This is a genomic window from Prochlorococcus marinus str. MIT 0919, assembly GCF_027359375.1.
Classification (GTDB): Bacteria; Cyanobacteriota; Cyanobacteriia; order PCC-6307; family Cyanobiaceae; genus Prochlorococcus_D.
Window position 1 is genome coordinate 1,682,121 of sequence record NZ_CP114779.1, and the last position, 21,185, is coordinate 1,703,305.

The following is a 21,185-nucleotide window of genomic DNA, read 5'->3' on the forward strand; positions in this document are numbered from 1 at the left end:
ATTAGCCATATAGCATTTATTGATACAGCGAACATTTTCTGCCGTGACCCTGACTTCTTCACCGGTAGGCCTGGGTGATTCAGAGAATCAGGAACATTCCCATATATTAGGGGCAGATGCCCTTATGGATGCCTTGCGTCTTCATGGTGTAAATACAATTTTTGGATATCCAGGTGGTGCAATTCTTCCTATTTATGACTCAGTTTATAAAGCCGAGCAACAAGGTTGGTTAAAACATATTCTGGTAAGGCATGAGCAAGGTGCAGCTCATGCTGCGGATGGGTTCGCTAGAGCGACAGGAAATGTAGGCGTTTGTTTTGGCACTTCTGGCCCAGGTGCTACGAATCTTGTAACGGGAATAGCCACTGCTCAGATGGACTCAGTTCCATTGGTTGTTGTTACCGGACAAGTTCCAAGACCTGCAATAGGAACTGACGCCTTTCAAGAAACTGATATTTTTGGAATTACTCTTCCAATTGTTAAACATTCTTGGGTAGTAAGAGATCCTTCTGAAATTGGATCTGTCGTTGCTCAAGCTTTTTTTATTGCAGCATCAGGTCGACCTGGACCTGTTTTGATTGACATCCCAAAAGATGTTGGTCAAGAGTTATTTAATTACAAGCCTGTCAAGCCAGGTTCTGTTATACCAAGGGGCTTTAAGCTCCCTCCCCAGCCTAGTGATTCATCTATTGCAGAAGCCTTGACATTGATAGAGAAGTCTCGACAACCTCTTTTATATGTGGGAGGAGGAGTTATCTCAGCAGGTGCTCATAGCAGCTTGGCTGATTTAGCAAAAAGACATCAGTTGCCAGTAACTACAACATTAATGGGGAAGGGAGCTTATGACGAGCGGGATAATCTTTCTGTAGGCATGCTTGGCATGCACGGCACTGCCTATGCAAACTTTGCAGTTACCGAGTGTGATTTATTAATAGCTATTGGCGCAAGATTTGACGATAGAGTTACTGGGAAATTAGAAACATTTGCACCAAAAGCGAAGGTGATTCATTTTGAAGTTGACCCTGCAGAGGTGAATAAAAATAGAGTCGCTGACGTTGCTGTGCTAGGTGATGTTGCTATCAGCCTTAAGAAAATTGTTGAATTAAGCAATGCTAGAAATATAAATCCAATCACTAGAGATTGGATTGAATTGATTAATAAGTGGAAAAAGCAGTATCCGCTTGTTACCCCTAGCCCTGAAGGTATGATTTACCCTCAGGAAGTTCTGCTAGAAATAAGAGATTTGGCTCCTGATGCATATATAACTACAGATGTTGGTCAGCATCAAATGTGGGCTGCACAATATTTGCGTAATGGTCCTCGGCAATGGATTAGCAGTGCAGGTTTAGGCACTATGGGCTTCGGGGTGCCTGCGGCTGTTGGTGTTCAAACCGCCTTGCCAGAAAAACAGGTTATATGTATAGCTGGAGATGCAAGTATCCTCATGAATATTCAAGAACTTGCAACCATTGCTGAATATAAATTAAATACAAAAATCATTATTATTAATAATCATTGGCAAGGGATGGTAAGGCAGTGGCAGCAAAGTTTTTATGAGGAAAGGTATTCTGCAACAAATATGCTTGACGGAGAGCCAAATTTTGTTGCTTTGGCAAATGCTTTTGGAATTAATTCGGTTTTGATTGAAGAGCGCAGTACCTTTAGAGATAAATTAAAAGAAGCTTTGTTTTCGGATGGACCAGCCCTTGTAAATGTGAATGTACGTAGAGATGAGAATTGTTATCCTATGGTTCCACCTGGGAAAAGTAATGCAGAAATGGTTGGCCTTACTCAAAAAGAAGATTTTTAAGAGAATGAAATTTTGTTTTCATATTTAAGACTTGAAAACTTCAAATTAATTAAACTTTTCCAGAATCTATTTTAGATTTAATGAAATTATTTTTCACTTTTTTACTTTTACTATTCTTGATATTATGCTCGCTTCCAATTCAAGCTTTAGCAGCTGAAGTTTTTCAGATAAATAATTCTACAACCATCCAAATAGGTGATCAAAATCGTATCTATAGTATCAAGATTGCATGCCTGAGTGTTAAGCCTGAGAATGAAGAATTTGCTTTTAAATATTTAAAGAAAGAACTTCCCAGAAGGACAAAAGTTAATCTAAAACCAGTCGGTTATGAAGAAGGTAAATTGTTATCTAAGGTGATTAAGATTAGCTCTCAGGAAGACTTGGGTAATTCTATGAAAGAACTAGGCTTGGCAGATTGGGAATGTGACTAGACTTGGCTTGAGCATTCTTTGTATTTTCTCGTTAAAATAGTACTCCATTGCCAAGATTTTATTTTGTCTCTCCTCCATGAAGAGAATAGGCTTTTCTCTTCATAGGTGCAATTTTTATTGACACTTATATTGCTACTTCTTATCCCTTCAATTTTTAATTGACACTTGGCTATAGAACGTATATCTAGTAAGAATTTATCTGTATTTAGCTCACACTTAACTATATCAATTAAATCTACAAGTCTACTCTTTTGAAGGAGATTAGCCTTTCTCTCTTGTATATTTTTGCTAATTAGATCAATTACAGTTTTATCAACTTGGTAGTTTTTTAAAGAGATTGCTGGACCTAAAGCAACAATAAGATTACTTGTATCAGAATCAAAAGCTTTGAGCTTTGAGATAGTTTCTTTAATGATATTTTTTGTAAGCCCTCTCCAGCCTGCATGTGTTGCGGCTACTTGACCAGTTTTAATATTTCCAAAAATAATAGGTATGCAATCAGCTGTATATATCCAAAGACTCTCTTGTTGCCCATCACTGATAATGCCATCTGCACATAAATCTCCTGATTGATTTAATTCGGATGTTGTAACTACTCTATTGCTATGAACTTGATTTAATGATGCAAAGCTGTGAGTAATATTAAAACACTTAGATAATTCTTTTGGACCATAGTCCTGTGAGGCTTTGCCGAAAAAACCATGCCTAAAACCATGGCGATTAAAAAGATTAGATTGGATTAAAAGGCCATATTTTGTATTTGAACTACTCCAATCTTCTTTAAGCACCTATTTGCTTGTAAGTAATTACTTTTGATTATATTAGACCTAAGTTATCGAATGATCTCTAAGCATCCAAAAACCAGAAAATTTCTCTTCTTCTGGGGAACTTTGAATTGCAATAAATTGAAGCCCATCTAGTTGATCTTTTGAACTTAGGAGGTCTTTTTGTGCTTTTTCTGAGTCTAGTTTGCTCATGTCTGTAACAAGCCATCTGTCTTCTTGCCCAGCTTCTAGTATTAATTGATTCTCTTCTATAACTAGTTTTACTGGTTCTATACCACTAAGCCAGGCTGCCAAAGCGAAAGATCGATTCTTGCTAAATAGGCGTAAGCCAGGAACAGGGACCAGGGGTTGAAGCTTTGGTCTGATTGGCAAAAGCCCTTTAAATTCTATCGGCCAGTCTTTGGAGTCTCTAAGGCTTTCGAGATCAAGTGAAGCAAAATTCCAAGCGTCTCCTCTTAGCGCTTCTGGGAGGGGTATTGGAGTATTAAGGATCCTTGCAGGAGGAGGAGCTATAGGGCCAGCCATATAGCCAGGGAGATTTGGATAGACTGTCTTTTCTCTTTCTGCAAGCCAATCAAGCAAAGAGTATGTTCTTCTGCTCTCTTTAACCTCTAGGCCCAATGATTCAGCTGCTTTCTTTATCATAGTCTTCATAGAGGCTCGCCAAGACCTAATTCTTTGAGGAGGCCCCCACCCTTGTTTTTTGGCTTCTCTGAGTGCTTCTTCTAGTGCTGTCGAAAGCCATATTGAATTGACTTCACTTGCAGGACATTGTTTCTCCCAGCGAAAAGTTTCTTCGTTTGAGATATCTTGACTGCTTGATATCAGTAGTTCCCACCTTTTTTTGCCATCAGCCTCAATGATTGGTCGAGAGTAAAAGTCAACTTCCCAATCTGCTGATTTGCCTTTTTGGAGCGCTTTGGTTTGAGTGAAATCCATTATTCAGATGTATTGTCTTCATTTTTTTTGAGAAGGTCTTTTACTTTCTTTGCGCGTTCTTCTGCTTCAGCTAAAATTTTCTCTTTCTCTACAAGTATCTCACCTGGAATGCCCTCAAGCATCGCTGTGTTTAGGCCAATTCTCCCTCTCCTCGGATCGAGTTCAGTAATAATGGCTTTGATTAATTCGCCTTGAACAAAAATTTCTCTTAAAGATCTTATGCTGCCATTCGTAACCATTGATTGATGCAAAAGTCCGCTAATACCACCTAAATCAATAAAGAAACCATAAGGTTTAATTGCTAAAACTTTCCCCTCAACAACTTGGCCAATTTCTAATTCTGCAAATTTTGCAGTAATTACAGCTTTCTTTTCAGAAAGAATTAGTTTTCTTGTATCTGGATTTACCTCTATAAAGGCAACCTTAAAGCTTTTGCCTACTAGCGATTCATGGTTTTGACCTTGCTCAAGTTGAGAGCGAGGTATAAAGCCTCGCAGACCTTCTAAGTCACAAGTAACACCTCCTCTATTAAAACCATTAATTTTTACTTCTGTAACTTTTCCAGCTTTTTCTTGTTTCATTACTTTCTCCCAGCTTTTTCGCAGTTCAAGTGCTCTACAGCTAATAGTGACCATCCCATCTGCATTCTGTTCACGAGTGACTAACACTTCAACTTCCAGTCCTTTCGGGAAACGCTCTTTTAGATTTGTAATTACACCTAGCCCGCATTCGTTTTTAGGCATAAACCCTGGTGCTTTTCCACCTATGTCTACATAGATTCCATCACTCTCAACACCTATTACGGATCCTTTTGCGATTTCTCCCGTTGCCCCTACAGGCTCGTTTTCATTTAAAGCTTCTAAAAATGCATCCTCATCAAAATCAAAATCATCGACACTCCTTTCAAGAAAACTAGCTTCTTTGAAATTTTCTGACTGAATGGATTCTTTTTCAAGAAGATCAGCCATCGAAAGATTTTCTATAGACTCAAGTTCTAATTCGTTTGAATAAGTTTTGTTATCAGAATTTGATAACTTTGTTGGCGATTTTGGTAGTTGAAGGTTCTGAGGAACGTCGTTTTTTGGAGCATTTATGTACTCATTGTTTATGCGTTCTTCTTCTTCTTTTTGAAGATTTTCTTGCTCTTCCTTTCTACTGATATGCATTACCTGCAAAGGTTTGCGCGCATTTCGCGGGGCCTTTGAGGGCGGGTTAGGCCTATTTGGTTGAGTGCTTCCTGGTTCAGCCATATTCCCCTGGGGGGTTGTCAATGAGTCATTCTTGCAGGCAACGTTAAATTAATTCTCTAAAAGGAGGCGATTTCAATTAATTCTAAATTTCGACGTTTTGATTATTTAAGTTGGCCCGAAGCTTCTCAAGCAGCTTCAAAAGAGGGATCTACTTTGGTTTGGCCATTTGGTGCTTGTGAGCAGCATGGACCTCATTTGCCTTTGAATACCGATATTTTGTTTGCTGAAAGAATCCTTACGGAGGTTTTAAATCGATTGCCTGATGAGATGCCTATTTGGATGCTTCCTCCTCAGGAAATAGGCTTTTCTCCGGAACATACAGGTTTCCCTGGAACACTTACTCTTTCAGCAGATTTGATGCTGGGCCTTGTCAGTGAGATTGGTAATCAGCTTGCTTTGATGAAAGTTAAAAGATTAATTTTTTTTAACGCTCATGGTGGTCAGATAGGACTTTTGCAAACAATCGCAAGACAGTTAAGGAAAGAATGTCCATTTATGGCTGTCTTGCCTTGTTTCTTATGGAGCGGTGTAGAGGCTTTAAAGGATTTGCTCCCTAACAGAGAAGTAGAGGAAGGGCTTCATGCCGCTTTAGCAGAAACAAGTTTAATGCTTTCTCTGCAATCTGAATTGGTTGGTAATGCCAGACCATTTGACGGTGATGAAAATTCTTTCCCAAAACCTCCTATTCCAGAAGGCTGGAGTTTAGAAGGCGCTGCACCATATGCATGGCTTACGAAAGACATCAGTTCTACAGGGGTTGTGGGTGATAGCAGAGGGGCAAACTATGAACTGGGGGAAAGGTTGCAAGAAGCCTTGATAGATCATTGGACTAAGCTTTTTTTAAATTTGATGAACAGTGATTGGCCTCCTTTAAACCCTCTAAAAAGTTCAAATAGCAATAAGGACTGATAAATTGCTGCACATTTTTTGATTAGTTATGTAAAGTTCCTCATATTGACAAATTTAATTAGAAGAAAATTATGCAAACTCTTGAATCTTCTAAGGTTGCGGTTATTGGTGATTTAGCTGGTAATGCGGAAAGCTTGCCTGACTTCACTTCCGAAAAATATAAAGATGCTTACAGTCGTATCAATGCGATTGTTATAGAGGGGGAGAAGGAAGCCCATGACAACTATGTATCAATAGGAACTCTTATTCCTGAGAAGGCAGAGGAGCTTAAAAAGCTTGCAATCATGGAAATGCGACATATGAAGGGATTTACAGCTTGCGGCAAAAATCTTGGTGTTATTGCTGACATGCCTTTCGCCAAAGAATTCTTTTCTCGTTTGCATGGGAATTTTCAGAAGGCTTTAAAAGAAGAAAAAATCACTACATGCTTCTTAATTCAAGCCATTCTTATAGAGGCTTTTGCTATCTCGGCATATCACGTTTATATACGTGTCGCTGACCCCTTTGCAAAGAAAATTACTGAGGGAGTTGTAAAAGACGAGTATTTACATCTCAACTATGGCCAAGAATGGCTAAAGGCCAATCTTAAGACTTGTAAGGAGGAGTTGATAAAGGCAAACAAAGAGAATTTGCCAATAATCAAGTCAATGCTTGATCAGGTTGCGGAAGATGCAGAAGTGCTTCAAATGGATAAGGAGGAACTAATGGAGGAATTTATGATTGCTTATCAGGATTCTTTATTAGAAATGGGCTTGGATTCAAGAGAAATAGCTAGGATGGCTTTAGCAGCGATAGTATGAAGACTTCAATTTAAAGATTGCTAAGTCAAAATTTCTTTTGTTTGTATTTATTCTAAGTTAATTAATAGGAATAGATCCTTTTACTTTGTACATGATGAGCTAGTGTCTCAAGCTACCCTTAATAGGGATAATTCCGATTTGTATTTTTGATCTAAATAATGTTTGGACTAATCGGACATTCAACAAGTTTTGATGATGCCAAAGAAAAGGCAAAAGGCTTGGGATATGAACATATTGCCAAGGGAGACCTTGATGTTTGGTGTAGTGCCCCTCCTCAACTTGTGGAGCATGTAAATGTTGTAAGTGCTATAGGTAAGCGTATTGAAGGAGCTTATATAGATTCTTGTTTTGTTCCAGAGATGCTAGGTCGTTTTAAAACTGCAAGAAGAAAGGTCTTAAATGCTATGGAACTTGCTCAAAAGAAAGGCATCAATATCACCGCCTTAGGGGGTTTTACATCAATAATTTTTGAAAATTTTAATCTTCTGCAGAACAAACAAGTAAGAAATACCACTCTTGAATGGGAAAGTTTTACTACTGGCAACACTCATACTGCTTGGGTTATTTGCAGGCAGTTGGAAATCAATGCACCCCTTATAGGAATTGATCTGAGAAAGGCTCGTGTCGCTGTAGTGGGGGCAACTGGAGACATTGGTAGTGCAGTTTGCAGATGGTTGTCTGAAAGAACAGGGGTTGCAGAGCTTTTATTAGTTGCTAGGCAACAGAAGCCTTTACAAGATCTTCAAAAGGATCTTGGTGGAGGCCAAATACTTAACCTGGAAGAAGCTTTACCTCAGGCTGATGCAATTATTTGGGTTGCTAGTTTGCCAAAGACTTTGGAAATCGATAGATCTACATTAAAGAATCCTTGTTTGATGATTGATGGTGGATATCCTAAGAATCTAGATTCCAAGTTCAATGGGTCAGGCATTCATGTCTTAAAAGGGGGGATAGTCGAATTCTTTACAGATATCGGCTGGAATATGATGGAGCTTGCTGCAATGGATAAGCCTCAAAGGCAAATGTTCGCTTGTTTCGCAGAAGCAATGCTTTTAGAGTTTGAAGAATGTCATACCAATTTCAGCTGGGGAAGGAATAACATCACCCTTCAAAAAATGGACTTTATCGGAGAAGCCTCAGTTAGGCATGGTTTTTCTGTGTTAGGCCTAAATGAGGCCAGTCTTCAGGCAGCCATTGCTTGATCCTGCAATTTGCATTTGTTTTCATGGCGCGTCGTTACCTTTTGGAATTTGAGAAACCACTTGTTGAGCTCGAAAAGCAAATAGACCAAATTAGAGAACTTGCCAGAGATTCAGAAGTTGATGTGAGCCAACAATTACTTCAACTAGAAACTCTGGCTGCAAGAAGAAGAGATGAAATATTTAAAGCTTTGACGCCAGCACAGAAAATACAAGTTGCCAGACATCCTCAAAGACCTAGCACGCTTGATTATATTCAAATGTTTTGTGATGACTGGATAGAGTTGCATGGAGATAGGAACTCCAGTGATGACAAGGCTTTGATAGGTGGTATTGCGCGTATAGATGAAAGAGCGGTTCTTGTCATTGGTCAGCAAAAAGGTAGAGACACTAAAGAGAATGTGGCAAGAAATTTTGGCATGGCAAAACCATCGGGCTATAGAAAAGCTCTACGGTTAATGGATCATGCAGATCGTTTTAATCTGCCAATTATCTCTTTCATTGACACTCCAGGTGCTTATGCAGGCCTACTAGCAGAGGAGCAAGGGCAAGGAGAGGCTATAGCGGTCAACCTTCGGGAAATGTTTCGATTAAGGGTTCCTGTTATAGCAACAGTTATTGGTGAAGGTGGATCAGGGGGTGCATTAGGTATTGGTGTCGCAGATAAATTATTGATGTTTGAACATAGTGTTTATACAGTGGCAAGCCCTGAAGCATGTGCTTCGATACTTTGGAGGGACGCAGCCAAAGCACCTGAAGCAGCATTGGCATTGAAGATTACAGGTGACGATTTAATGGCTTTGGGAATAGTTGATGAAGTTATTAAAGAGCCTTCTGGGGGGAATAATTGGGCACCTTTACAGGCAGGCGAAGCGCTAAAAGAAGCATTAGCTCGTAATCTGAGAGATCTTGATGCTCTTACTGCGAAACAATTAAGAGAAAAACGTTATGAGAAATTTAGACAAATGGGTAGATTTTTAGAGCCAAGCACTTCGAATGAAGAGGTAATTAATTAGATTTATACTATTAATTTTAAAAATTGATTTGCCAACAGTACTAATTACAGGTGCATCCAAAGGCATTGGAGAAGCTACAGCAAAATTATTTGCAAAATCAGGCTGGGATCTTCTTTTAGTAGCCCGCAACGAAAAGAAATTAAAAACTTTATCCGAAGAACTTTCTTGTTCAGGTTCCAAGGTTTTTTTTAAGGCGTTGGATTTGTCGCAACCTGATCAAATCGCTCCAGGTATATCAGGCTTATTGAAGAATGGCCTCTGCCCATCTGTATTAATAAACAATGCTGGCATTGCTTGGACAGGTGAATTGATTTCAATGCCACTTGAGCAGTGGAATTGTTTGATGCAAGTCAATCTGACCAGTGTTTTCCAAGTTTGTTCAGCAGTTGTTCCTTTAATGCGAGCTAATGGAGGTCTCATTATTAATGTAAGCAGTCATGCTTCTAGAAATGCATTTCCACAGTGGGGTGCCTATTGCATTAGCAAAGCGGCATTAGTTAGCTTTACTAAATGCCTCTCTGAAGAGGAAAAAATCAATTCTATTAGAGCTTGCACTCTTACCTTGGGATCTGTTAATTCGAGTCTATGGGATTCAGATGACGTTAAGGCTGATTTTAATCGGGAGTTGATGATTGGGGTAGATCAAGTTGCTGCTGAACTTTTTCATTTAGCTCAACAACCATCAAAGCAGGTAATAGAAGACATGACTTTAATGCCAGCTTCTGGAGCTTTTTAGCTTTTTCTAAAGTTTCCTATTTTAACTTTTGTGATTTTTAAAGAATATTTGGTTTTTATTGTCAAGTGGCTAAAGATCCCGGATCGTTCTAATTCTTGATTGATTTTATTAGAAGCTCAACTTGCTCAATATCTTTTATTCCTGGTGATTTTTCTATTTTACTAGATGCGTCGATTCCATATGGATTGGCTTTTGCAAGAATCTCTGGGACCCATTCTGCAGAAACTCCTCCTGCTAACCACCAAGGTTTCTGAAAGTTGACATCACTAAACCATTCAAGAGGAAGTCTTTTCCCAGTTCCTCCTAGCTCTTTAGCACTCCATGTATCAAAAAGTATTGCATCTACAAATTGCTGGTAGCTTTCAGCAAGAAGCAGTTGCTTTCTTTGACGAATACGTAATGCTTTCCACCATTTCACTTTTGGGTACTTCTCTTTAAATCTTTTGCAAATTCCATAAGATTCTTTGCCGTGAAGTTGAATAACAGAAGGACATCCTTCCCCTGTCAGGCATTCTGAAATATCTTTTTCAGATGGGTTGCTTACCACCCACACTCTTTCTATATCAGGGAAATATTGCTCAAGAGCTTGAAAAAGTTCTCTTCTTTGCTTGTTTTCTAAGTAACGTTTAGAGCTATTCACTCCTACAACTCCTATAGCATCTGTCCCTAGGGAGGCTATTTTTAGAGCCTGTTCTTTTTTTGTGACACCGCAGATTTTGATCGCTGGTTTTAATTGAACCTTCATTGTTAAAGACGATAAATGGACTTCTTTATAGGATTGGGAAACCGTTCAACATCTTTAAGTTATATGGAGGTGCGAATTTGCAGTTCATCGAGTTTATGAGGATTCGTGGGATCCCTATAAGGGTTCATCCAAGTTGGTTGTTTATCGGTTTTGTTTTTACCTTTGCTTCACAGCAGCAAATAGAAACCCTTTTGGATACAAAAGAACATATTTTATTGACTTGGTCCATAGGCCTTTTGACCTCTTCACTTCTGTTCTTATCAGTTGTTCTACATGAATTAGGACATTCTTTCATGGCACTAAGGGAAGGGATAAAAGTGACTAGTATTAATCTTTTCTTATTTGGTGGCGGTACTCGAATTGAGAAGCAATGCGAAACGGCTATGTCATGCTTCAGGGTCGCCATTATTGGACCAGTGATAAGCCTTTTTCTTGCATTTATATGCTTTAGCTCTTTACATTTATTTCCCAATTCAAGTCAAATAGTATCTAATTTATTAGTTCAAGTAGGGACTATAAATCTTATCTTGGCTTTGTTTAATTTGTTACCAGTCTTACCATTAGATGGAGGAATAATTCTCAACTCACTGGTCTGGTACTTTACAGGTAGTAAGCGTAAAGGGTTGAAATTTGCAAATTCTTCAAGTAGAACTCTTTCTATATTTGCAATTTTTTGTGGGAGTTTTATTTGCTTTAAGTCGGGTGGCTTAGGCGGGTTATGGTTGATAGTTATCGGCTGGTTTGGTTTAGCATCAGCGCGTTCACAGAATCAAATATTTGCTTTAGAGGAAATATTATTGGAATTAAAAGTTAGTCAAGCAGCCAGAAAAAACTTTAGAGTTTTAGAGGCAAGCGAGACCTTGAAAAGTATTAGTCAATTGCATTTAGATAATTCCAGAGATAAAAATTTTGATGAATGGTTACTTATATGTAGTGGTGGGAGATGGGTTGGTTACTTGACAGAGAAGGTATTGAAAAATATCCCTGTACAAGATTGGGAAAAGTACCTTTTATCGGAATACCTAAGGCCTCTTAAAGAATTACCTTCGATATCTGAGAAAGAACCTATTTGGCATGCAGTTTTAGCCTTGGCAAAAGAAAACTGCACAAGAATATTGGTGTTTAATTCAGCTGGTCTGCCTTCAGGTACTTTAGATAAAGCAGATATTGGCGATGCTGTCTTTAGTCGTATTGGACTTAAACTTCCTAAAGCATTTTTAGAAGCAGCAAGACACAAAAATTCTTATCCTCTTGGGATATCATTAAAGAAATTAGTTGACGATATGGTCAGTAACGGGATGGTTCAAGTATCTAATTTGGACAATTCAAAAAAATAACTTTTAGAATTTTCTTTTGCTTTGGCAATATCCTGAAGGCTGAAATTAGTTTTATGTAAATCAATATCTGGCCATTGTGCAATAAAGGACTCAACCAATAAATCTTCTAATTCAAATGAGGTTATTTCTGCATTAATTGGCTCAGGAGGTTTTGAATTAAAGAGTTCCGCCCAGATTTCTTCATCAGGTTGTAAGAGAATTTCACCATGTTGAAGTAAATTGCCTTTGCGCCATGCTTGCGCACTTCCTACTCTTTTGGAATTTTTTTCATCGATTAGATCTGCATTTGTTGATGAGGCAAAACAATTTTCATTAACATTCTTACTAGCTATAGTTCCAAATTTTAAATTTACATCTAGTTGGCTAAAGCAATTAGTTATCCACTTGCTAGCTTCAAAGTATGCTTGATGTTTTTTTCTAGGTGGTGAACACCAAGCTAGAGCATAAGTTAAACCATTAGTATGTAAAACAGCATTGCCGCCACTTGGTCTGCGCACTATATCTATTACTTTTTTATGATATAAATTCAGCCATTTCTTGGGAAGTTCCTTTTGATTGCGGCCAATTGACAGCCAAGGACCACCAGACCATTTATAAAAACGAATTAAGAGGGTTAATTCATTATTACTTGCAACTTTTTCAAGCATTAACATATCTGTGGCCATTTGACATGGGCCATCTAAAATAGGGGAGTTAAATAAAAGACCTTTCACTGTTTTATCGAGAACTGCAAATAAATTTCAGTAGGGGTTTTTGTAATTCTCTCCATTGCTTCAGGGAATTATGAAATTTTTATAGCAAGAAACCTTGATGAAATGCATTAATGCATGACAGGGTTTTGCAAAATTTCCCATTTATCCCCAATTGCGATGAGAATAGTAAAAAGTTTTAGGTTATTCGATGACTCCATCACCAACAATTGATCTTGCTGGTCTCTGCCTGGTAGTTGTGATGCATGCAGGGATACTGGCTTTAAGACTAGGCATCAGTCTTGGAAAAGCTTAATTAATTGGCATTTTCCTGCTCTTTGCGATAGAAGCAGGTAAATGCTTGCTGTTAATTTTTGGCTCAACCACTCCCAATTCCTCAACCTATTACCAAAAGGAAACAAAAGGGTGTTAAATCTTCTTCTGGAAGGTCAGCAAATTACCTATCCAAAAATTATAAAATTAATGATGCAATGAGCTTGGCATCAGCTTTTGAAATAGAAGAAGAAAATAGGTTATTGATCTATAGCCTGATAGCTCTTTTGATGAAATTAGGTCTTTTATCTATCGGCTTAGCAAGTTTGTTTAATTTAGGTTTTGCTTCCCATCAAAGGGTTCTTCGAAATCTAGAGATATCAAGATTGGTTGGATTGGAAAATCAAAGGCTTGGAAAATTAAATTATAGATTTGATAGCCTTTTTTCTATTGGGGGTAAGTCACGCTTTATGGAAGAGCAGGACCAATGGATTTTGCCTAATAGCATGAGAGTTATTTGGCGTTGAAAAGTATTCCTAAAATTCTATGGTTTTGGAAGGACTTCGTAGTTGACTAAGTAATCAAGGGATTTGCGAGGTATGTCTTCATCACAAGCTGCTCCAGGAACAGTTTTAATTACGGGAACTACATCTGGAGTAGGACTATACGCTACTAAGGCTTTGCTGGAACTTGGCTGGAAAGTTATTACGGTGAACAGATCACCATTAAGAGCAGAAGCATCTGCGGTAAAACTTGGTTTGCCATTTGGTCGTCCACGCCAGCTTCAGCATATGTATATGGACCTGAGTGATTTAGAAAGTGTACGAACAGGTGTCGAGAACCTTTTGGCTTCATTGGAAGAACCACTAGATGCCTTAGTGTGTAATGCTGCTGTTTATATGCCAAGACTTTCTAAGCCCAAGAGATCTGCTCAAGGGTATGAGCTTTCAATGGCTACAAATCATTTTGGTCATTTCTTATTGATTCAGCTTTTACTAGAGAATTTAAGCCAGTCAAAAAGACCAGTTTGGAAAGGTAGATCTTGGGGAGTTGAGTTTCCAAGATTAGTGATGCTTGGAACTGTAACTGCTAATTACAAGGAGCTTGGTGGGAAGATTCCAATACCAGCCCCAGCTGACTTGGGTGACTTGTCAGGATTCGAGCAAGGATTCCGCGACCCAATAAGTATGGCAAGTGGAAAGCGTTTTAAGCCTGGGAAAGCATATAAAGATAGCAAGCTCTGCAATATGGTCACAATCCAAGAATTAAATCGACGCTTTAAGGATTCTTCAATATTATTTAGTTCTCTTTATCCAGGTTGTGTTGCAAATACTAAGCTTTTTAGAAACACGCCTAAGATTTTTCAATGGCTCTTTCCTTTTTTTCAAAGATTCATAACGGGTGGATTTGTAACTGAAACATTGGCTGGAGAAAGAGTTGCGCAAGTTGTTGCTAACCCTGAATTTGCAGTTTCAGGTGTCCATTGGAGTTGGGGAAATCGTCAGAATAAAAATAGACAGCAATTTTCTCAGCAATTGTCAGATCGAATAACAGATAGTAAAACAGCTAAAAATGTTTGGAAATTTTCAATGCAGTTAGTTGGTTTGAGTTGAAAAATAAGTTTTTCTTAGTCAAAACCTAGTAAATCAAAAATCTCACGGTCCTTTAAGGGCTCGGCTTCTAAAGGTTCAACATTTTCGATCATTTTTCGAGCTAATGATAGGTATTCATTTTGAACTTCTTGCACGCCTTCTTCATTGGAGTCCATCTCAAAGATTGTGCATTTTTTTAGTCTAGAACGACGTATTGCATCTACATTACGGAAATGGGCCATTGTTTTTAAGCCAGTTCTTTCATTAAACTTTTCTATTTGATCTAACTCAGCAGAACGGTTCGCTATTACCCCTCCAAGGCGTACTTTATAATTTTTTGCCTTCGCATTTATTGCTGCAACTATTCGATTCATTGCAAAGATTGAATCAAAATCATTTGCAGTGACAATCAAGCAATAGTTAGCGTGTTGAAGAGGAGCGGCAAACCCTCCGCAAACAACATCTCCAAGTACATCAAATATCACGACATCAGTATCTTCAAGAAGGTGATGTTCCTTTAGAAGCTTTACTGTTTGACCAGTTACATATCCTCCGCATCCTGTACCTGCTGGTGGACCACCACTTTCTACGCATTGAACTCCATTAAAGCCTTTGAACATAAAGTCTTCTGGACGAAGCTCTTCGCTGTGAAAATCAACTTCTTCTAGTATGTCAATTACCGTTGGCACCATTTTGTGCGTAAGGGTAAAAGTACTGTCATGCTTTGGATCGCATCCAATCTGAAGAACTCTCTTGCCTAGTTTCGAAAATGCGGCAGAAAGGTTTGATGAGGTAGTGGATTTGCCAATACCACCTTTGCCGTAAACAGCAATTACTAAAGCACCCTCTTCAATATTAACTTTAGGGTCTAGCTTTACTTGAACACTGCCTTCACCATCTGGGTGATGAGTTAAGGTTGTAGTCATTAAGTTTCTTTTTCTGAACTGGTTATATATACATTCAAGCAGGAAGATGAGCGCTTGGTAACTGTTTGAGTAATTCGATATATCTCTTTTAGAGAATGTTTATGAAAGCTAATAAACAAAGCAAAACATTGCCCGCTAAGTCTAAATACTCAGTTCCTTTATTTTTTTTATAGGTAAAATTTACGCCTTAAAGTGAGCTTTAGCATCTAAGAGAATTTCACCGTCAATTTCTTGGCAGCCTATCTGCCGAGCATATTTTTCTGTATTTTTCCTAACTTTCCCACGCACAAAGAATGGAATTTTTGATAGTTCTATTTCACCTTCTGATGTCCAACAAGGAAGATGATCTGCTCGATTCGAATCAATAGAATCTTGAATAGTTTGGGATTGCGCTGCTTCAGTTTCTTTGGTACTCCCACCTACGTGACCTAGATGACTTTGGTGCCCATCTGTAAATTCAAAATCGTGACGGAACATTCCTATGAGATGTTCTTCAAGACCCATCATTAGGGGGTGAACCCAATCGTCAAAAATCACATTGGCTCCTTCCCAGCCCATTTGGGGACTGTATCTGGCAGGAACATCTTGAACATGCATTGGAGTACTAATTACGGCACAAGGGATACCAAGACGTTTCGCACTATGCCTTTCCATTTGTGTTCCAAGGACTAGCTCTGGGGCACATTCTTTAATTGCTTCTTCAACTTCTAGGTAGTCATTTGTTATTAATGCTTCCAGCTCGAGCTCTTTAGCAACAGAACGTACTTGCCTTGCCATTTCACGGCTATATGTTCCAATCCCTACTACTTTAAAACCTAGCTCCTTGTCAGCAATTCTTGCAGCAGATATAGCATGAGTACCATCTCCGAAAATAAAAACTCTTTTCCCTGTTAGGTAATTTGAGTCAACAGAGTTTGAGTACCAAGTAAGTCTTGATTGGTCTATTTCTTCCTTTGCTGTTGGAAAATCTAGTTCTAAAATCTTGTGAACTTCTTCTATAAAATCTTGCGTAGCGCCTACTCCAATAGGAATTGTTTTGGTGTATGGATGGCCAAAAGTTCGCTCAAGCCAAATACAAGTTGATTCTGCTATCTCAGGATATAAGCAAACATTTGCATCTGCTTTTGTAAGTCTTATTAGATCGGCAGGTGAAGCTTCCAGTGGAGCAATTACATTGATATCAATTCCATGTTGGGAAAGAATTTTTTGTATTTCTAAAATGTCATCACGACATCTGAAACCAAGTAGTGAGGGCCCTAATAAATTTACTCTTGGTCTCCTCCCTTCAGATTTCCAGGCAGTTGGCTTATGGTCTGGTTGGTTTTGAGAATGATTTTTTAGTAAACCACGAACTAATTGGTAGAAAGTTTCTGCTCCACCCCAATTTTCTTTTTTGCTGTAAGCAGGTAGTTCAAGATTGACTATAGGGATTTCATACCCCATTCCTTTTGCAAGAGATCCTGGTTGATCTTGAATTAATTCAGCTGTACAACTTTCGCCTACAAGAAGAGCATCAGGCTGAAATCTTTCTACAGCTTCACGTATATGACCTTTAACTAATTCAGCGGTATCTCCTCCTAAATCTCTTGCTTGAAAAGTTGTATAGGTTACAGGTGGCCTTTTCCCTCTCCTTTCAATCATTGTGAACAGCAGATCGGCATAGGTATCACCTTGAGGGGCATGTAAAACATAATGAACACCTTTCATTGAAGAGGCAATTCTCATAGCACCTATGTGAGGCGGTCCCTCATATGTCCAAAGTGTTAGTTCCATGAGTCAATCTGTTGTGGTTTAGTGGGAAGTTGGATTTAGAAGATCATGTCGAATGAGTGGCCTTGCGAAGAGCTCTGCAAGATCTGCAGCTTGGTCTATGCCATGGATTGGGCTAAAGACCATTTCAATTGACCATTTTGTTGAAAAGCCTTCTGCTTCTAGCGGATTTGCTAGTCCCATTCCGCATACAACAAGGTCTGCTTTCTTTTCACGGACTCTGTCAAGTTGTTTTTCTACATGTTGCCCTTCAACAATTCTTACGTTCTCTGGGAGAAGGTCTATCTCCGGTTTCATCATTTCCCTATTTAAATAGGGTGTCCCTATTTCTAAAAGCTCCATCCCACATTCCATTTGAAGAAAGCGCGCAAGAGGGATCTCTAATTGTGATTCAGGCAATAGGAATAGCTTTTTACCATTCAGCTTTTCTATATAGGGTTTTAAAGCTTTGCGAGCTCTAATAATCAAAGGTTCTAAAGTTTCATCAACTAAAGATTGATTTACTCCAAAAGACTTTGCAGCAGCTTCAATCCATAACCTGCTGCCTTCTACTCCTAAAGGGAAAGGTGCTTCAAGAATCTCAGCACCTCTATCTTTTAAGACGCGAGCTGTATCTGTTAAATATGGCTGAGTCAGAAGAATCTTTGTCCCAGGACCTACAGACGGAAGTTGAGTGGATTGTCTAGGAGGAAAGCTATCAATTTTATTTATTCCTAATCGTTTAAAGATTGTTATTAATCGATCCTCTACCGCATTTGCCAATGTCCCTACAAGAAGTAATTGCTTATGTTGACTTTCTGGCATTAATGGTACAAGGGCCTTTAGCGCACCATCTTCTCCTTGAGTGAAGGTTGTCTCAATACCACTTCCTGAATAATTCAGGATGGTTACTTTCCCATTGAATTGAGAATTGAGTCTTTCAGCAGCTCTGGCGAGATCGATCTTTATTACTTCGCTAGGGCAAGATCCAACAAGGAAGAGCGTGCGAATTTCAGGTCGCCTTGTTAACAGGTTCTTGACAACGCGATCAAGCTCTTCATGAGCATCTGCAAGGCCTGCGAGGTCCCTTTCTTCAAGAATTGCTGTACCAAATCTAGGTTCAGCAAAAATCATTACTCCTGCAGCACTTTGGATTAAGTGCGCACATGTTCGAGATCCAACTACAAGGAAAAAAGCATCAGGCATTCGCCTATGCAGCCAAACAATTGATGTAAGGCCACAAAAGACTTCTTTTGGTCCAGTTTCCTTTAGCAGCGTTGCGCCGCTCATAAAAAAAAATAAGCTCTATCTTCAAATTGCATCTATTAATAGAAAGATGCAATTAGAAAAAGAAAAAATTATGGATTGAATATATCTTTTGTTGCATTTTATGAGCAATTTGAAACCCTTTCTCTTTAAGTTTGACCAAATTGATCATTGATTGAACTTTGCTTTTAATTCCTCCAATAATTTGTTTCTCCATTTACTTGAGAAAGCTTCCAAACATTTCTACTGATTCTTCTAGCAGATAAGCCTCCTCGTTCTGTTTTTTCTGAACCAGGCCTCGCACCAAGGAGATAGGTTACTTCCGAGGTGCTGAGGGGCGCGCTGGTTTGTATAGCTAAAGCAATGAGTTCAAGACGCTGTCTTAATGCATGAAGATCACATTTTTCTTGACTCTCTTCTACCAATCTTAAATTAGGCCCCTCGCTATTAGAAATTTTTTGCATGAGGCCCAACCCTATTAGCCCTAAGGTTTGCTCAGGCTTTAAATCAGTTGGTATAGCTTGTGATTCGGATGTATTTTTTTGAGAAGCATTCATTTTTTCTTGTATGGTTACCTTGAAGTTATCGGTTCATTTCAAGCTTGCAAGATTATTTAATTACCTAAAACGACATATTTTCCTGTAAGATCCGCGCCATGAACGGAATCGCTAGCTTTGATAACCGTGAACGGCGACTTTCAGGTAGTGCGCTTGTAACAGGGTCTGAGGTTGGTCCTCAGTCATCAGGTGCTAGTTGCGTAATTACAACTGATTCTGAGAAATCTCTTGTTTCGAGACAGGCAAGCCATGTTCAGCAGATTGAATTAAGAACATATGTATTCTTAGATTCTTTACAGCCTCAGCTTGCAGCCTATATGGGAACTGCTAGTCAAGGGTTCCTTCCTATCCCAGGTGATGCTTGTTTGTGGATGGAAGTTTCTCCTGGTATGGCAGTACATAGAGTTACTGACATAGCTTTAAAAGCAAGTAATGTAAGACTTGGACAGATGGTTGTTGAAAGAGCTTTTGGTTCATTGGCTCTTTACCATAGAGATCAAAGTACTGTTATACATTCTGGCGACGTGGTTCTTGATGCTATTGGCAGTTCTATAGATAGGAGAACGAAGCCTCAAGTGAGTTGGACTGAGGTCATACGAGCAATTACTCCTGACCATGCTGTCTTGATCAATAGACAAAATCGTAGAGGGTCCATGATTCAATCTGGTATGAGCATGTTTATCCTTGAAACTGAGCCTGCCGGATATGTTCTTATGGCTGCTAATGAAGCTGAAAAGGCCTCGAACATAACTGTTGTTGATGTTAAAGGTGTGGGTGCTTTTGGAAGACTCACTCTTGCAGGGAAAGAGGGAGATGTTGAGGAGGCTGCAGCTGCAGCGATGAGATCCATAGATCAAATAAATAGATAATTTAATTAGTTAAGCCAAATTCTTTAAGAAGATGTGGTGCTAAGTTTCTAGCTGCCTTCCCTCGACTGCCTAATTTACTTAACTGCGCTTGAGTCAATTCTCCATATGTGCACTTTGCTTCTTTGACCCAAAAGATTGATTCAAATTCGCCTCCGATATAGGCAGGTTCATTTAGAAGTTCTCCCCAGCAAATACCCTCTGATTTGCATACAAGATTTCCTTTTGGGTCGCAAAGAACCATAACGCTTATAAATCGAGCGCTTCTGTATAGGCTCCCATTTAATTTGCTTAGAATTTTTGTAAGTTTTTCTTCATTGCTTTTAGCAAAACGAGCAGAGTGAATACCTGGCTTACCATTTAGAGCATCAACTTCCAGACCTGAATCATCTGCAATAGTCCAGCCATTAGTCCTTTCAGATGCTGCTACCCCTTTAAGTAATGCATTCTCTAGATATGTAGAACCGGTCTCTTCGACATTGAGATCTTTAGGCTGCCTATTAATTTCGATAGGCAGAGGCCCCAGCATTGCCTCTATCTCGGCCACCTTCTTGGGATTGTTGCTTGCAATAGTTATAAGAGGTTTTATCAAGGGAAGATGTGCTTCCAATTTATAGATTTCTTTCTAAGACTAACTTGTACGCAATTATTAGAGACAGGGTTGGTTGAACATTCCACCCCTTAGCAAAGCCTTGGGACCTGCCTCGGAAAAGAAAATACACATAGTTAGTACGTAAAACAATCAAATATCTTGGCGCGCTCACCCAAATTGCCACAGGTGTTCAAATCAGTCATACCAATAGTCATAAGCTGAGCTTATGAGACCAAGAAAAGAAGGTGATTGGGTTTTTAGTAAAAATCTCTTGACTTAGTCATATCCCTGCAGGCATTGTTCCCCATGAACATTCCATCCATTTATTTTTCGCAAGGCATATGGCTAACGAAACTATGGGCATCGCTCTCGGCATGATCGAGACTCGCGGCCTTGTTCCAGCTATTGAAGCTGCTGATGCAATGACCAAGGCTGCTGAAGTACGCCTAATAGGTCGTGAATTCGTAGGTGGCGGTTACGTAACAGTTTTAGTACGTGGAGAAACCGGTGCAGTTAACGCAGCAGTTCGTGCAGGCGCTGACGCTTGTGAGCGTGTAGGCGACGGACTTGTTGCTGCTCATATCATTGCTCGCCCTCATAGAGAAGTTGAGCCTGCATTGGGTAATGGCAACTTTCTTGGTCAAAAGGACTGAAGTATAAGACGCTTTAACTAAGTAAAGCGCAATTTCATATCCCTACATCGACTTTAAGGAGTTAT

Annotated in this window: 23 protein-coding genes; 13 read left to right on the plus strand and 10 right to left on the minus strand. The window is 39.1% G+C overall.

Going from position 1 to position 21,185, the window contains the following annotated elements; translation table 11 throughout:
• The first annotated feature begins 43 nt into the window (after nucleotides 1-43).
• Complete coding sequence (ilvB, locus tag O5635_RS09175; RefSeq protein WP_036901177.1) at nucleotides 44-1,810, plus strand: biosynthetic-type acetolactate synthase large subunit; 1,767 nt, start codon at nucleotides 44-46, stop codon at nucleotides 1,808-1,810.
• Between the two features lie 116 nt (nucleotides 1,811-1,926).
• A complete protein-coding gene (locus O5635_RS09180; RefSeq protein ID WP_193742004.1) occupies nucleotides 1,927-2,241 on the plus strand; it encodes a nuclease in 315 nt (104 codons plus the stop codon).
• Here O5635_RS09180 and pgeF read toward each other — a convergent pair.
• From pgeF to O5635_RS09195, 3 genes are read right to left on the minus strand one after another with little or no spacing between them, the layout of a single operon-like run.
• Nucleotides 2,238-3,029 carry a peptidoglycan editing factor PgeF gene (gene pgeF / locus O5635_RS09185; protein ID WP_036901175.1) on the minus strand — a complete coding sequence of 264 codons (792 nt, stop codon included), beginning with the start codon at nucleotides 3,027-3,029 and terminating at the stop codon, nucleotides 2,238-2,240. The genes O5635_RS09180 and pgeF overlap by 4 nt on opposite strands.
• Nucleotides 3,030-3,068: 39 nt before the next feature.
• On the minus strand, nucleotides 3,069-3,965 hold the full coding sequence (locus tag O5635_RS09190) for a Tab2/Atab2 family RNA-binding protein (protein ID WP_036901174.1): 897 nt from the start codon (nucleotides 3,963-3,965) through the stop codon (nucleotides 3,069-3,071).
• Nucleotides 3,965-5,215, minus strand: coding sequence for a S1 RNA-binding domain-containing protein (locus O5635_RS09195; protein ID WP_036901173.1), 1,251 nt, complete (start codon nucleotides 5,213-5,215; stop codon nucleotides 3,965-3,967). Before O5635_RS09195 ends, O5635_RS09190 begins: the two co-directional genes overlap by 1 nt.
• A gap of 75 nt (nucleotides 5,216-5,290) precedes the next feature.
• On the opposite strand from O5635_RS09195, the gene O5635_RS09200 reads away from it, so the two are divergent.
• From O5635_RS09200 to O5635_RS09220, 5 genes are all read left to right on the plus strand, one after another.
• Complete coding sequence (locus O5635_RS09200) at nucleotides 5,291-6,124, plus strand: creatininase family protein (RefSeq protein WP_036901172.1); 834 nt, start codon at nucleotides 5,291-5,293, stop codon at nucleotides 6,122-6,124.
• A gap of 71 nt (nucleotides 6,125-6,195) precedes the next feature.
• A complete protein-coding gene (locus tag O5635_RS09205) occupies nucleotides 6,196-6,924 on the plus strand; it encodes an aldehyde oxygenase (deformylating) (RefSeq protein ID WP_036901171.1) in 729 nt (242 codons plus the stop codon).
• A gap of 158 nt (nucleotides 6,925-7,082) precedes the next feature.
• Nucleotides 7,083-8,126, plus strand: coding sequence for a long-chain acyl-[acyl-carrier-protein] reductase (locus tag O5635_RS09210; protein WP_269607533.1), 1,044 nt, complete (start codon nucleotides 7,083-7,085; stop codon nucleotides 8,124-8,126).
• A 23-nt stretch (nucleotides 8,127-8,149) separates the two neighbouring features.
• On the plus strand, nucleotides 8,150-9,139 hold the full coding sequence (locus O5635_RS09215) for an acetyl-CoA carboxylase carboxyltransferase subunit alpha (protein WP_036901910.1): 990 nt from the start codon (nucleotides 8,150-8,152) through the stop codon (nucleotides 9,137-9,139).
• A gap of 28 nt (nucleotides 9,140-9,167) precedes the next feature.
• Complete coding sequence (locus O5635_RS09220) at nucleotides 9,168-9,875, plus strand: SDR family oxidoreductase (protein ID WP_036901169.1); 708 nt, start codon at nucleotides 9,168-9,170, stop codon at nucleotides 9,873-9,875.
• Nucleotides 9,876-9,963: 88 nt separating this feature from the next.
• Here the strand turns inward: O5635_RS09220 and O5635_RS09225 are convergent, their stop codons facing one another.
• Nucleotides 9,964-10,620 (minus strand): phosphoribosylanthranilate isomerase, encoded by a 657-nt coding sequence (locus tag O5635_RS09225; protein ID WP_036901168.1) that lies wholly within the window; start codon nucleotides 10,618-10,620, stop codon nucleotides 9,964-9,966.
• A gap of 77 nt (nucleotides 10,621-10,697) precedes the next feature.
• Here O5635_RS09225 and O5635_RS09230 point away from each other — a divergent pair, with 77 nt between their 5' ends.
• Nucleotides 10,698-11,957, plus strand: a complete 1,260-nt coding sequence (locus O5635_RS09230; protein WP_269607537.1) for a site-2 protease family protein — start codon at nucleotides 10,698-10,700, stop codon at nucleotides 11,955-11,957.
• Here the strand turns inward: O5635_RS09230 and O5635_RS09235 are convergent.
• Entirely contained in the window at nucleotides 11,924-12,622 is a 699-nt protein-coding gene (locus tag O5635_RS09235; RefSeq protein WP_052042839.1) for a lipoyl protein ligase domain-containing protein, read from the minus strand. The genes O5635_RS09230 and O5635_RS09235 overlap by 34 nt on opposite strands.
• A gap of 235 nt (nucleotides 12,623-12,857) precedes the next feature.
• On the opposite strand from O5635_RS09235, the gene psaM reads away from it, so the two are divergent.
• From psaM to O5635_RS09250, 3 genes are all read left to right on the plus strand, one after another.
• Entirely contained in the window at nucleotides 12,858-12,962 is a 105-nt protein-coding gene (psaM, locus tag O5635_RS09240) for a photosystem I reaction center subunit XII (RefSeq protein ID WP_036901165.1), read from the plus strand.
• A 58-nt stretch (nucleotides 12,963-13,020) separates the two neighbouring features.
• The gene (locus O5635_RS09245) at nucleotides 13,021-13,446 is read left to right on the plus strand and encodes a hypothetical protein (protein ID WP_036901164.1); all 426 of its coding nucleotides are present in this window, start codon (nucleotides 13,021-13,023) and stop codon (nucleotides 13,444-13,446) included.
• Nucleotides 13,447-13,518: 72 nt separating this feature from the next.
• Nucleotides 13,519-14,532 (plus strand): protochlorophyllide reductase, encoded by a 1,014-nt coding sequence (locus O5635_RS09250; protein ID WP_036901163.1) that lies wholly within the window; start codon nucleotides 13,519-13,521, stop codon nucleotides 14,530-14,532.
• 14 nt (nucleotides 14,533-14,546) lie between these two features.
• Here the strand turns inward: O5635_RS09250 and bchL are convergent, their stop codons facing one another.
• The 4 genes from bchL to O5635_RS09270 all read right to left on the minus strand — a co-directional run bounded on the left by bchL (nucleotide 14,547) and on the right by O5635_RS09270 (nucleotide 19,009).
• Nucleotides 14,547-15,437 (minus strand): ferredoxin:protochlorophyllide reductase (ATP-dependent) iron-sulfur ATP-binding protein, encoded by an 891-nt coding sequence (gene bchL, locus O5635_RS09255; protein ID WP_036901162.1) that lies wholly within the window; start codon nucleotides 15,435-15,437, stop codon nucleotides 14,547-14,549.
• A 180-nt stretch (nucleotides 15,438-15,617) separates the two neighbouring features.
• A complete protein-coding gene (locus O5635_RS09260) occupies nucleotides 15,618-17,210 on the minus strand; it encodes a ferredoxin:protochlorophyllide reductase (ATP-dependent) subunit B (protein ID WP_036901161.1) in 1,593 nt (530 codons plus the stop codon).
• Nucleotides 17,211-17,228: 18 nt separating this feature from the next.
• Nucleotides 17,229-18,476 (minus strand): ferredoxin:protochlorophyllide reductase (ATP-dependent) subunit N, encoded by a 1,248-nt coding sequence (locus tag O5635_RS09265; RefSeq protein ID WP_036901160.1) that lies wholly within the window; start codon nucleotides 18,474-18,476, stop codon nucleotides 17,229-17,231.
• Between the two features lie 164 nt (nucleotides 18,477-18,640).
• Nucleotides 18,641-19,009: a hypothetical protein gene (locus O5635_RS09270; protein ID WP_036901159.1), complete on the minus strand. Its 369-nt coding sequence runs from the start codon at nucleotides 19,007-19,009 to the stop codon at nucleotides 18,641-18,643.
• Nucleotides 19,010-19,107: 98 nt separating this feature from the next.
• Here O5635_RS09270 and O5635_RS09275 point away from each other — a divergent pair, with 98 nt between their 5' ends.
• Entirely contained in the window at nucleotides 19,108-19,878 is a 771-nt protein-coding gene (locus tag O5635_RS09275; RefSeq protein WP_036901158.1) for a microcompartment protein, read from the plus strand.
• Between the two features lies 1 nt (nucleotide 19,879).
• Here O5635_RS09275 and O5635_RS09280 read toward each other — a convergent pair whose 3' ends face one another.
• Nucleotides 19,880-20,467, minus strand: coding sequence for a non-canonical purine NTP pyrophosphatase (locus tag O5635_RS09280; RefSeq protein ID WP_036901908.1), 588 nt, complete (start codon nucleotides 20,465-20,467; stop codon nucleotides 19,880-19,882).
• A gap of 341 nt (nucleotides 20,468-20,808) precedes the next feature.
• On the opposite strand from O5635_RS09280, the gene O5635_RS09285 reads away from it, so the two are divergent.
• On the plus strand, nucleotides 20,809-21,120 hold the full coding sequence (locus tag O5635_RS09285; RefSeq protein WP_006169870.1) for a BMC domain-containing protein: 312 nt from the start codon (nucleotides 20,809-20,811) through the stop codon (nucleotides 21,118-21,120).
• Nucleotides 21,121-21,185: the final 65 nt, after the last annotated feature.